At 51.5% G+C, this 13,881-nt stretch carries 5 protein-coding genes; 3 read left to right on the forward strand and 2 right to left on the reverse strand.

The genetic code is table 11. The features are described 5' to 3' along the window. Positions 1-144 precede the first annotated feature (144 nt). The 3 genes from P4D80_RS05320 to P4D80_RS05330 all read left to right on the forward strand — a co-directional run bounded on the left by P4D80_RS05320 (position 145) and on the right by P4D80_RS05330 (position 3,894). A complete protein-coding gene (locus P4D80_RS05320; protein WP_421657882.1) occupies positions 145-1,236 on the forward strand; it encodes a tetratricopeptide repeat protein in 1,092 nt (363 codons plus the stop codon). A 378-nt stretch (positions 1,237-1,614) separates the two neighbouring features. Further along, entirely contained in the window at positions 1,615-2,883 is a 1,269-nt protein-coding gene (locus tag P4D80_RS05325; RefSeq protein ID WP_421657884.1) for a hypothetical protein, read from the forward strand. 507 nt (positions 2,884-3,390) lie between these two features. Next, positions 3,391-3,894 (forward strand): hypothetical protein, encoded by a 504-nt coding sequence (locus P4D80_RS05330; RefSeq protein ID WP_421657885.1) that lies wholly within the window; start codon positions 3,391-3,393, stop codon positions 3,892-3,894. Positions 3,895-4,406: 512 nt separating this feature from the next. Here the strand turns inward: P4D80_RS05330 and P4D80_RS05335 are convergent. Both P4D80_RS05335 and P4D80_RS05340 read right to left on the reverse strand, forming a co-directional pair. Further along, positions 4,407-8,396 (reverse strand): magnesium chelatase subunit H, encoded by a 3,990-nt coding sequence (locus P4D80_RS05335; protein WP_421657886.1) that lies wholly within the window; start codon positions 8,394-8,396, stop codon positions 4,407-4,409. Positions 8,397-8,987: 591 nt separating this feature from the next. Continuing rightward, positions 8,988-13,661: a glutamate synthase-related protein gene (locus P4D80_RS05340; RefSeq protein ID WP_421657888.1), complete on the reverse strand. Its 4,674-nt coding sequence runs from the start codon at positions 13,659-13,661 to the stop codon at positions 8,988-8,990. Between the last annotated feature and the right edge of the window lie 220 nt (positions 13,662-13,881).

The following is a 13,881-nucleotide window of genomic DNA, read 5'->3' on the forward strand; positions in this document are numbered from 1 at the left end:
ACCCCTGCACCCCGTCCTAAGCCTGGTGGCTATGGCTATAACCAACTGAACTGCATTGTTTGAAATTATGCGTCGAGCAACTGTTATCAAACAGGCTAATACGATACAAAAGAATAGCAAGATCACCTCTCACTTCCCATTCCCATGCTCGACCAAGTTGCTGCCGCCTTTGATCGCCGAGACTATCAAACGGCTTCCCATTTATTGAAAGAGCTGTTGAAGCGATCGCCTGACAACCCCTGGGTGCAGCTCTATGTTGCAAGGTTGCAGGAAGTTTCCGGTAAGTTTGACACGGCAGAAGAAACCTACCGCCAACTGTTGCGCAATGCAACAAATCCAAAATTAGCCACTCAAGCGCGGCGGGGGATTCAGCGGGTTGAGACGCTTCAGCAAGAACAGCGGCGACGGGCGATCGCCCAGGCAACCAGCCATCCTTCTAACAATGAACCTGGCTTCATGGTGCTGGAGTCGGTTACAGGAGACGCCAGAAATGTAGCCATCCAAAATCTTGCCCGTGTCATGAAGCTGGATACCTACACTGCGCGGCTTCTGTTACCTAACCGGGGCTGGCGGCTCTACCGCAGCGGAACCATGGGCGAATTGACGGTCTATGGTCAGGACTTGAAGGAGGCAGGAGTACCAGTATTTTGGACATCCTTGGCCCAACTCCAAAAGATTCAGGTGTTTCAGGTTCAGTTTTTCCAGACCGTCTCACCGCAGGCTATGGTGGTTTGCCGTAATGAACAGGATCAGTTAGGTTCTCTGACCTTTGACTGGGCTGAGGTGAGCCAGCGGGTTGAGGGAATCATCCCTGTTTTTGAACAAGTTTTGACCCTGGGTTACCGCGATCGCCTGGAACGAAAAGAAGCCACCCAGGACTACACCCACTTCTGTGACCTGCATTTGCCTGGCAGACGTAGTATTTTGCGTCTGCATGACACCCGATACGAATTTCATCAAGGGATTCAGGTGATTTCCAAACAGGCGGCGATCGCAAAACTGGATCAAACCACTATCCGGACAAACTGGAACAATTTGCTTGCCCTGCTGAACCAGCAATTGTCTGGTAAACCCGTTTGGTCAGAATTTACAGCCTTTGCCGAAACAACCGCAGACTTTGCAACTCCACTGAGAAAGTTGAAATCCCACATCCGCCTTCCCCGTGCTACTGACAGCCATTGGGATTCAGCATTTCAACTATATAGCGGCATGATTTTTCTACAAAACTTTGAGTAGGAAAGTTGTTAGTTATAGCGGTAGTCATTATTGAACATGGCATCTCTGGCAAGCCCCCCAGCTGCTGCCATCCCCCGTGCCAGAGGGGACCATAGAGGATAGCTAGTTTAATTACACTTACCTACTTTTATCTTATTAATTTCTTATTAATTAATTTATCTTATTAATTAAGGGTGGTCACTTCAGCAACTGTCCCTGATTTTACTAATTCTCGAACAACAGAAACCTTATAATTCTCGCAACACGAAATTAGAATTTGCTCAGAATTAGGGTCAATTTCCTTGCTGGTTCATCGTTTGTCATCACTCATCTGCTTTTGTTTGCTCTAAACCTCTACACGGCTACGACCCAAGACAGGCATCTCCAATGGCATTCCCCATGTCAAACTACTCTTATCGGCACTTCAGGTTCGACTCCGAATATCTATATAACCATCTTCTGGAGCTGAGAAAAAAAGAATCTCCAGCGGACCTAGTTGAACGATTTCGCTATCTCTTCATTGATGGGCAAGATTACCCCGACCTAGAGATTCTTGAAGCGCTGCATCGGATTGTCACCTCTCCCTGGGCAGAACAGGAATTTACCCTGATCTTGAACCGCTGCTGTTATATTCTGATTAACTATTGGTGGTTGCATCCCGAACTGAGGCAGGCAACAGTTGAACTGGTTAACCTGTTCAGCCCTCCCTACGCAGTGGCAAAAAACTCCCCCCTTACCCGACGCCTGCGGGATCTAATCCGTCAGTTTAACCAGACTGAGCAGTACACCGAACTTCAAGACCGGGCCCGCATCGTTGATAAAATTCCCGATGCGGCAAGCGAACCGAAGAACGAACCAATCCGCAACCTGATTCCTCGCTATCCCTACCTCTATCCCTACTGTGTTTTGAACTGGGATACCAGCGAAATAGGGCAACAAGCCGTCAGGCGAATGCAAGAAGCCAGGGAGCGGCAATTTGAGCAAGACCTCAATCTCTACATGACCCATATGCTGCGAAAGTCCTCTTCTCAGGAAGGCGAGGTCAAAAATCCCACACTGCTTAGCCCTAAACAGGTTGAGACCGCCGTCAGAAAGTTTGTGGGTAAAGCAGAAGGTCCCCACACTTACCGTGATCTGGCAAGGCAATTTGTGGCTTACAGCAAAGAAGCCCCCTCCTACCGGGACGTGAAGCGGGAGATGTATGATTACCTGACGGCATCAATTCTGCACTCCGAAAAGCCGGACTACGGCAAACACCACTTTAATCGCTGGCTGGCAGAACAACTAGAAACCACTCTGCCGCAGAGTGACAACCTCCGACCCAGCAACTCACTGCTAGTGCAAACCTGTGGGCAATTGCTTGACTTTTTGGTTGCCAGTCCAACCCGCCCTAACCATCACGTTGTTTTTGTAGATCTGAATAACATTTTGGGTTCTACTTTTACAATTGGTCTGCTACTCAAGATTGTGTTGCTTTGCCGTGAGGTAAAGCCGAATCTGGAAATGATCAAAGCCCACATGGCGAGGCGTTTTGCTGTCATGCTGAAACATTATGAAACTAAGGTGAGGGGCGAAATTGAGTGGTTGGTTGAGTGCCTGGAAAACTTGATGGTTGCCTTTAGTGTTCACTTTGGCAGGGCAGATTTTTCCTGGGTTAATTTGTTTTAGAGGGCTCTCCTGGGAGTTTGGTGATAAGTGATGCTTATCACTAAAATAAAATTAAGATTTCAGGAGTTTTGTTTGAGATAAAAGAATCGCGTAAGCGACTCTTTTATCGGCAAGCTGGGAGAATCTTTTATTAAAGGAAAGAGGAAGGGCAGAAGGGAGAAGCCAGGATGGACGGACCAGTCAATAGTCAATAAAAATAACTTTGGTTGTGCCTCAAGGAGTCAATCACCCCTAGAATCATAGGTATAAACGCTTTTTTGCAAGGATTAACTTTTGCGAAGAAGTATGGATAAATCTTGCAATGATCCCCGACAGAATCTCATAATCGGTGACGATAAATGTTTGGGTTCCATTTGCCGGAGCGTGATCTGTGATCGCGCGAAGCGTACACAGCGATCTTAACTTGGTGGCCTACCTGAGTCAGCGTAGAGCCTTTAAGTATCTTTAGCATTATCTTTTCCCCAACTTTGCGCCAGCACATCGGTACGAACTTCAGGAGCAGTTGTAATGAGCGGTTTGATTAATTTCATCAAGGGTTTGTTTTCTGGAATTTTTGGTTTTTTGGGTGGACTGTTCGGTTTAAAGAAAAAGGACACCAGTTTGAAAGCCGCTGGTGAGCAATCTAGCTCTAAGCCGAATAAAAGCTCCAATGGGTTTTATTTAGAGCTTGATGATGCAAAGGGTAGTGGCAGTTCTTCTGCCACCAGCAAACCGGCTGAATCCGTTGCAGATTCTGCCACTGCCGGGAAGAGCGAGAAAAAGCCCTCAAAGCGGGCAGCTCAACTGGCTGCGGCAAAAGCTGAATCTGGAGCAACTAAGCCTGCTGAGCCTATGAAGGCATCAGAGCCTGTTGCCGTTGCCAAGGGTTTGAACTTGCCCCAACCCACCGTCACTACCTTCGCAACCGATTACCTTTTGACCAATAGTAGCAATGGCCGCCGTCGCCCCGGTGCCAATATGGCCTCTTACCTGGATATGGCTCGCAAAGTGAGAGTACCCAATCAAGGCTAAGGCAAACTCGCAGAAGTTAAATGCAGAAGTTAAATTCAGTTAAAGCATGATGAGTGGATGGGTCGATGGGTAACTTCTCCACTCATTATTCTGTATAGCTGTCACCAGACTTAGGACATTCTGGCGTTGGACTGTTTTTGAACCTGGATAGATTAGTGTGTCTGTTAAGGTTTTTTTTAAGAGCTATTTCTGCCGTTTGCGAGCATAGTTAAGGTGTTTTGTTAAGTGCGCTCACATTCTTGATGGCACTCCTTAGCTGGCTGAATCTGCCCCCTCTTGCCACTGCTCATGAATAATGCAGGTTATGCAACCTGGCGACAGCTATAAAAGCACATGTCGTCTAATCGTATCATCTAATAAGGATTTGAAAAGCCAGGAGCGAGAAGCCAGAAGTAAGATTTATTCTGGCTTCTCGCTCTTGTATTCTAGCTTCTCGCTCCTGGCCCCTCCATCTTAATGGAGAATCCCGGTAAACACTTTGTCCAACCGATCAAAGCAGGTTTCAAAACAGGTTAATCAACCCCTTCAATTCGGTCTTCCACTTCTTGATATAGCTGGCGCAGGCGTTCCAGGTTTTCTTCGCTGGTTTCCCAATAACCGCGACCGTTCGCCTCTAGCAGGGTTGTCACCATCTTGCGGAAGGAGTTGGGGTTCATATCAATCAACCGCTTGCACATTTCTGGGTCTTTGAAGAAGGTGGTGTTCGTATCTTCGTAAACCCAGTTGTCAACGGCCCCGGCGGTTGCTGACCAGCCCATCGTATTAACCAGCCGCTTCGACAATTCGCGGACTCCTTCATAGCCGTGGCTCAACATACCCTCGTACCACTTGGGATTGAGCAGCTTGGTGCGGGCATCCAGACGCACGGTTTCTGATAGGGTGCGAATTTGAGCGTTGGCGGTGGTGGTGTCTGCCATATAGGAAGCAGGCATTTTGCCGTCATCCCGAAGGCGAGCGACAATCTTCGTCGGGTCAGAGTCGTAGTAGTGAGAAACATCAGTGAGTGAAATTTCCGAAGAGTCGAGATTCTGGAAGGTAACTTCTGCCGTCTTTAGAGCTGACTCAAACAGTTCGCGGCTCTGTTCCATCGTACCGGGATTATCAGACGAGAAAGCGAAGGACTTCCGTGCCAGGTACATGTCCTGAAGCTCTGACTCCTGCTCCCAGGTGCCGTTTTCCACAGCCAGATTAATGTTGCTGGAGTAGGAACCGGAGGCGTTGGAAAAGACACGAGTGGCAGCCTGACGCAGTTCGATGCCCAGGTCTTTGGCCTGTTGCAGCGCATGTTTGCGGACGAAGTTCATTTCCAGGGGTTCGTTCGCTTCGGCGGCCATTTTAATGGCGCGATCAAGCAGGCTCATCTGGTTGATGAACAGATCGCGGAAAACGCCGGAGCAGTTGACGACCACATCAATCCGGGGACGGCCCAGTTCTTCCAGGGGAATCAACTCTAGCTTGTTGACGCGTCCCAGGGAGTCGGGCAGGGGGCGAACACCCACCATCCAGAGAATTTGAGCTAGGGATTCGCCGTAGGTTTTGATGTTGTCGGTACCCCAAAGGACGGAGGCAATGGTTTCGGGGTATTTCCCACCGTTTTCGGCAGCTTGACGAGCCAGGAGGCGATCGACCACTACTTTGGCTGACTTCACCGCCGCTGTTGTGGGAATTGCCTGGGGATCAAGGGCATGGATATTTTTACCTGTGGGTAGCACGTCCGGGTTGCGGATGGGGTCTCCCCCAGGACCAGGAAGAATATACTGCCCATCCAGTGCCAGGAGCAGGGCACCCAATTCGTTATCGGCAACGACCTGCTTGAGGCAGAATTGTAGATACTCAAAAAGGGGCTTCAGAGCTTCGGTATCGACGTTCGGATAGCCTGCATTGTAGAGGGATTCGACCCAGGGTTCCTTCTTGCCACCCAGACTGAAGAGATTAGTCAGCATGGACATTTTGGAGACGCGGCCTTCTTCGTCTACCTGGGCGTGAACCATGGCGGCAACAGCGGCACGGACGGCCTGATTAATGTCGTTCAGGAGTTGAACATCGTTAAGGATGCCGCGATCACTCCTTTCATACACCTCATCAATGTTCCGCCCAATGCTGTTGGCGATAATCCGTTGCAGGCTGAGGATGCCTTCCTCTTCCCGATCCAGCCCGGCGATGTTGACTAGCGTAGCGATCGCCTCCTCAGCGCTGGGTGGCTTTCCAATCACATGCAACCCGCAGGGCAGCAAACGCGACTCAATCTCCATCAGCTTGATATAGACCTTGCCGACGATCGTGTCTCGCTCCTCCGAGGTCATATCCTTCGCGTCTTTCTCCGGCAGGTCGATGTCCTTATCCAGGTTCACCATTCGGCACTTGTCCATGATGGTGTTGGTAATAGACTCACCCCGTCCGGTGTCTTTCAGGGTCTGGTAAGAGGCGATCAGGTCGCTTAGTTCCTTCAAGCCTTTGTAAAGTCCGGCATTTTCAGCAGGCGGCGTGAGGTAGCTGATGGTTTCGGCATAGGAGCGGCGCTTGGCGATTGTTGCCTCACTGGGATTATTGGCAGCGTAATAGTAGAGATTGGGGATGGTGCCAATCAGACTATCCGGGAAGCACTCATCGGACATGCCAATTTGCTTGCCCGGCATAAACTCTAGTGAACCGTGGGTGCCAAAATGGAGCACCGCATCGGCTTTCCAGACTTTTTCCAGGTAGGTGTAGTACGCCGCAAAACCGTGGTGGGGACTGGCAGAGCGGGAAAACAGCAGGCGCATCGGATCACCTTCGTAGCCAAAGGTAGGCTGTACTCCAATGAAAATATTGCCGAAGGATTTTCCATAGATCAGCAGGTTTTGCCCGTCCGTATTCAGGTGCCCAGGTGGTTCACCCCAGGAGGGAATCAACCGCTCGTAGTAGGGCGTTAGTTGCTCATACTCCTGAACAGACATGCGGTAAGCGATATTGAGTTCGGGGCTGTTGTACTGGGCCCGTGCATCATGTAGTACTTCCAGCATCAACTGTTCGGGAGATTCTGGAAGTCCCTGCACATCGTAACCGTTCAACTTCAGGGATTCCATCACCTTGTAAATGGAACCAAATACATCCAGGTAGGCCGCCGTTCCAACGTTGCCCTTGTCTGGGGGAAAGCTAAAAACGGTAATGGCAACGCGCTTATACAGCTTGGGCTTGCGGCGCAGGTTGGCCCATTTCATAGCCCGCTGGGCGATCACTTCAACCCGGTCTTGCAGGGCGATCGCTTTACCTGTCGCCCCATCCCGACCCGACAAAATAATCGGTTCAATACCACCATCAAGTTCTGGCAAGGCAACTTGCAGCGCCACCTGAATTGGATGAAGCCCCAGTTCGCTATTTTGCCATTCTTCGGTGGTCTGGAATACGAGTGGTAGCGCCACCATATAAGGGCGATTTAACCGTTTGAGCGCTTCGATCGCCTTTGGATGATCCTGGCGGGCTGGGCCACCCACCAGGGCAAATCCGGTCAGGGAGACAACCACATCAACAATGGGTTTCTCGCCTTTGGAAAGCGGATCGTAGAAGAATGCATCTACCGGTTTAGAGAAGTCTAAACCACCTGCAAAAACAGGAATCACCCGCGCTCCCATGGCTTCCAGTTCGGATACCATCGCTACATAGTGAGCATCATCGCCCGTGACCAGATGTGTCCGCTGCAAGACCAGGCCAACAGTAGGAGCCAGCGGATCCTTCATGTCCTGGGAAATATCAGTGCGAGAGTTGAACCAGTTGAAATATTCTTTGACATCCTCATACATACAGGGAGCTAGAGGGTGCCAGATTCCTAGATCAGGGTAGGTCTGGGGTTCACGGTATTGCAGAGGGGAACTACTGTTCACCCCTACGACGTATTTATCGGCCAGCATCAGCAAAAAGTTCTCCAGGTTTTCCTGGTTTCCCCCTAGCCAGTACTGGAAGCTAAGCATGAAATTACGAGCGTCCTGCGCTTTGTCCATCGGCAGGTACTTCAGCACCTGGGGCAATGTCCGCAGCAACTTCAGCATGGCATCCTGGAAGCCTGCCCCGGAATTCTCCTTGCGCTTCTTCATGAACTGGGAAATCACGCTTTTGGATTGCCCGATTTGAGCCAGAGAAAAACTGCCCATTTTGTTCAGGCGCATCACCTGGGGCATGGACGGGAAAACTACGGCCACATCAAGGCGATCGCGGTACGGTTCCACAGCCGCAACCAGCTTATCAGCCAGGTCTTCCAGGAAAATGAGCGATGCGATAAAGATGTTTGCCTCAGAAACATCCCGTTTGAAGTCTTCGTAGTTCTGGCGATCGCGGAGTTCCTCAATCAAATATCCACTGATTTCAACAGCCAGATGGGGGTGGTTCTGGTTGATGGAGCGAACCGCTGCTGAAAGAGAACTTTGATACTGAGGCTCCAGCACAACGTAGACCACCTTGATCAGAAAACGCCCACGCAAATCGTCTGGGGCGATGTGTCTGACCGTGGGCTTAACGTGTGTGAACATGCGGTAATGGCTCCTTCTCGGTGAATCGGCGATTGGGGCTGTCACAGGTCACGACTCATCAGTCACGGGTCATTGGTTCAGCTGCGAATGAGTTAAGGCAAATAACGAATGACAAATGACCAGTGACAAATCAGTACATCTATAAATAAACTGACAGTTACCAGCCCATGAATGTTTGTATCAAAAAAGCAGCACCAGATGGGCATTTCAGCCGCCATCCGACACAATTTGATAAAAATATCTGAAGATCTCTTTGCAAAAGTTAGCAAACTTTCGAGTATTTACTCAAGCTTATCTTTCCAAAAAGATACTTTTATAGCTATCGCCAGGTTGCTTAGGACATTGGCTTCAAAGGGGGGGTGGGGCCTCGTCCCCAGCAGGGTGGAACCCCACCCTGTCCTAAGCCTGGTGGTTATAGCTATATTATTCAGACGCCTCAAGGCTTACGCAAACCTCGGAGGTTTTAACCTAAAACTGCCTCTCAATTAGACAACAGAGCGAGGGGAAAAGTGTGATAGTGATGAGTGATAGAGGAATAGCGTGATAGGGTAAGGTTCTCTACTCCATCCCCCAATCCCCCTTACACTACTCTTACTGCACCGAACTCAGCACCTTCTCTTCAACTGCATCCGGGTTGGCTTCAGGAGAATCTTTCTCTGACGGGGGCACTACCTGCCAAAACCTGGGCAGGTATTCCGACCAGTTCGCCAGGATCGCTTTAGCTTTGGGACTGCCGGTGCGATCGCCGTGGGCTTCAATGAGCTCCTTCAACTGGCGCTCACCCGCAGATGTAATTACCCGCTGAGTTTTGACAATTTCCGGGTTGACTTTGGCTGGAAAGCTGCCATCTTCATCTAGGAAGTAGGCCAATCCACCCGTCATCCCAGCACCTACGTTGCGTCCAGTATTGCCCAGAACAACGATGACCCCACCGGTCATGTACTCGCAGCAGTGATCCCCGGCTCCTTCCACTACGGCTTGAGCCTGGGAGTTGCGGACGGCAAACCGTTCTCCAGCCTGACCATTGGCATACAAAAAGCCGCCCGTTGCCCCGTAGAGGCAGGTATTGCCAATAATCACGTTTCTAGCTGGATCGTAAGTGGCCTCCTGGGGTGGGGTGATGATGATTTCACCTCCATGCATGCCCTTGCCCACGTAATCGTTGGCCTCGCCTTCTAGTTTCAGAATCACATTGGGGATATTGAATGCGCCAAAGCTCTGACCGGCTGTCCCTTTGAAATGAAGGGTAATTTGACCGCCAAAGCCATTATTGCCATATCGTTTGGCGATCGCCCCTACCAGTCGAGCCCCCACTGTCCGGTCTGTGTTGACAATGGTGTAGGTTTTGCTGATATTGGTTTGATTTTGAATGGCGGCCTGAATGTCCGGATCACTGAGGATTTTATCATCCAGTACCGGGCCGTTACTATGAACCTCTTCGTGATTCAACCAGGAGCGGTCTTCACGGGTATTAGGCAGATGAGTCAGGCAATTTAAGTTGAGCGCCTGAGTTTTGGTCGGCTTCACACCTTCGCGCAGCTTCAACAGATCAGCCCGTCCAACCAGTTCATTCAATGAACGGTAGCCCAACCGTGCCATCAGCGATCGCGCTTCTTCCGCAATAAAGAGGAAGAAGTTGACTACATGTTCAGGGATGCCCGTAAATCGCTTGCGTAGCTCCTCTTTCTGGCTGGCAACCCCCACCGGGCAATTATTAGTGTGACAGATGCGGGCCATAATGCAGCCCTCGGCAATCATGGCGATGGAGCCAAACCCGAATTCTTCCCCGCCCATCAGGGCAGCCATCACCACGTCCCAGCCAGTTTTGATGCCGCCGTCAACTCGCAAAATGACGCGATCGCGCAGTTGGTTTTCCAGCAGGACGCGGTGAACCTCAGTCAGACCCAGTTCCCAGGGGCTTCCAGCATGCTTGATGGAACTGAGGGGGGAGGCCCCGGTGCCGCCATCATGCCCGGAGATCTGGATGATGTCTGCATTGGCTTTGGCAACCCCAGCCGCAATGGTGCCAATCCCAATTTCAGCCACCAGTTTCACAGATACCTGAGCGGTTGGGTTGATCTGATGCAGATCAAAGATTAGTTGGGCCAGGTCTTCGATGGAATAAATATCGTGGTGGGGAGGGGGAGAAATTAGCGTTACGCCCGGTTTGGAACGCCGCAGCATGGCAATGTAAGGACTGACCTTGGTGCCGGGCAGTTGCCCTCCCTCTCCTGGTTTGGCCCCCTGGGCGATCTTAATTTCCACCTGCCTGGCGCTCATCAGATATTCGGGCGTGACCCCAAACCGACCGGATGCCACCTGCTTAATCGCCGAACTGGCCGTATCACCATTTCGCAATCCCTTCAGGTGAGGCAGCACGGAGGAGAGACCATTTTCATCCACATCGTCCAGCACTCGGAAACGGATGGGGTCTTCTCCCCCTTCCCCCGAATTAGATTTGCCACCAATTCGGTTCATTGCGATCGCCAGGGTTTCGTGCGCCTCCCGCGACAGGGCACCCAGCGACATTCCTCCAGTGCAGAACCGCTTCACAATCTCGGAGGCTGGCTCCACCTCTTCTATCGGAATGGCGGGGCGATCGCTCTTAAAGTCCAGCAAGTCACGCAGGGCGGTCAGAGGACGCTCCTCCAGATACTTCATGTAGAGTGCGTAGTGGTCATAGCTCTGGTTCTCGACTGCCTTATGGAGGTACTTCGCCATTTCCGGGCTGTTCATATGGTATTCCCCACCCGGACGGTAGTTAACGTACCCAAAGTTCTCCAGCTTTTTGATCGTCAGTTCAGGGAAAGCACGGCAGTGGAAAGACATCACTTCCTGAGCCAGGTCAGCAATGCTGATGCCACCGACACGGGAGGTGGTACCCGCAAAGCCCAGGTGCAGCAGATCAGGACCAATGCCGATTGCTTCAAAAATTTGAGCCCCGTGATAGCTGGACAGCAACGAGATCCCCATCTTGGAAAGGATTTTGAGTAACCCATCTTCGATCGCCTTGCGGTAGTTGGCCTGGGCCGCCGCTAATGGAATGGATTTGAGCTTGCCCCGCGCCATCATGTTCTGCGTCTTGGAGTCTGCCCACCACTGGCGCACGGTTTCCAGAGCCAGGTAAGGGCACACAGCACTGGCTCCATAACCAATCAGGCAGGCAAAGTGATGGGTACTCCAGCACTGGGCTGTATCCACAATCAAGGAAGCCTTCATCCGCAAACCCTGACGAATCAGGTGGTGATGCACAGCTCCAACGGCTAACAGGGGTGGGATGTAGCTACACTCTGCCTGGAGTCCACCCAACTCGCCCTTATGGTTGATGCGATCGCTCAAAATCAGAATCTTCTGGCCCGACTGCACCGCTTCGGCAGCCTGCTGGCACAGATGGGTCACGGCTCGCTGTAACCCTTCAGGGCCTGTAGCTACTTCAAATAAGGTAGACAGATCCGCCGTTTCAAACCCAGACTGGCGGATTTGCTCTAACTCAATATCTCCCAGAACGGGAGATTCCAGCTTCAGCAGGCGGGCAAATTCGGGCTTTTCCTCCAGCAGATTGCCGCGATCGCCCAACTGCATCGTCAGCGACATTACCAGCCTTTCTCGCAGGGGATCAATGGCCGGGTTCGTCACCTGGGCAAACCGCTGCTTGAAGTAGTCATACAGCAGGTGGGGCTTCTCAGACAGCACCGCCAGGGGAATGTCATCCCCCATGCAGAAGGTTGGCTCCTTGCCCTGAGCCGCCATCTCCTCGATGATCATCTCCACATCTTCGGCGGTATAGCCAAAGGCGGTCTGGTACCGCAACACCTCATGAGCATCCATCCGGGGAGCCTCATCTGCAAAGGGTTGGGGGGTAATCGTCACCCGGTTTTGCCGTAGCCACTCACTGTAGGGTTGGGCGCTGGCCACTCGTTGCTTAATCTCCCAGTTTTTGAGAATCTCGTGCTTCTCCAGGTTGACGATAATCATCTGACCAGGACCCAACCGCCCCTTTTCTACAATTTCGGCTTCGGGTAAATCCACTACCCCCGCCTCGGAGGCCACCACCACATAGCCATCGCGGGTGATGCTGTAGCGGGCAGGACGCAGCCCATTGCGGTCCAGAGTGGCGCCAATTGTTTTGCCATCACTAAAGACCAATAGTGCCGGACCATCCCAGGGTTCCTGGATGCCGCTGTAGTATTCATAGAAATCGATAATTTCTGGATAGCTGAGTAGATCCGGCTGGTTCTGATACGCCTCCGGCACCATGATCATCAGTGCTTCCTGGGGGCTGCGTCCAGAGCGCACCAGCAACTCCATCACATTATCCAGATTGGCGGAGTCGCTATTTTCAGCGTTGACAGTAGGTTTGAGATCCTGCAAGCGATCGCCCCAGTAGGGATGGGCCAGTTCGGCCTCGCGGGCCACCATCCAATTAATATTGCCCAGCAGAGTGTTAATTTCGCCATTGTGCCCCACTAGTCGCATGGGTTGCGCCAGAGGCCATCTTGGCATTGTATTTGTGCTGAAGCGGCGATGGTAAATGGCAAAAGCACTGGTGTACTCTGGTTGCTTCAAATCCACATAGAACTCACTCAGAATTGCCGATCGCACCATGCCCTTGTAGACAATCGTGCGGCAGGAGAAGGAACACATGTAGAAATCCCGGAAGGCATCTTCCAGGGCAGAACCCCGAACTTCGCTAGCAGCCGCCCGCAAAACTCGCTTACGCACCAGATACAGTAAGCGCTCTAGCTCATCACCCGTCGCATGTTTAGACTCGACTAAAATTTGCTCGATCTGGGGCTGGTTTTCCCGTGCCTGAATTCCCAGCATTTCTGGCCTGACAGGAACCTCCCGCCAGCCCAGGACAGTCATCCCTTCTTCGTGAACCGTCTGCTCAATAATCCGACGGGCGATCGCGGCGGCTTCTGGCTGGTTGGGCAGAAAAATCATGCCAACCCCGATGCGATCGCCCGGTAGAGCATCAATTCCTTTAGCCGCCAGCCAGGGTTTAAACAGCTCCCACGGAATAGCCGTCATCAAACCAGCACCATCACCAGAGTCGTAGTCGGCACTACATCCCCCCCGGTGTTCCATACAGGCAAGGGCAGATAGCGCCTGTTCAATCAGCACATGGCTCGCCCGGCTCTTCTGATCAGCAATAAAGCCAACGCCGCAGGCATCTCGCTCTTCCACCAGCCAGCGCTGCCCCCCATACCCCGCATCCGATTCTGGATTCTGATGTCCATCTTGATTCACAGTTGTCCTACCCATGAGAGAAACTTGTTGATCTATCTATTTAAGGTCAGGTCTTAATTAAGCATTCTTAATTAAGCATTGTTGATTCATGTCCAGATTATTATTCAGCCCCATTGGAGGCTGAATAATTAGGATAAATTCCTGAAAAGCAGACAATCTTAGTAAGAAATCTGTCTAACCTGATACAGCCGTAGCAACTGGATCTGCCATTACCAATTGACTACCGAGGCACTGC

It is taken from the genome of Leptothermofonsia sp. ETS-13 (assembly GCF_049200465.1).
Lineage (GTDB): Bacteria > Cyanobacteriota > Cyanobacteriia > Leptolyngbyales > Leptolyngbyaceae > Leptothermofonsia.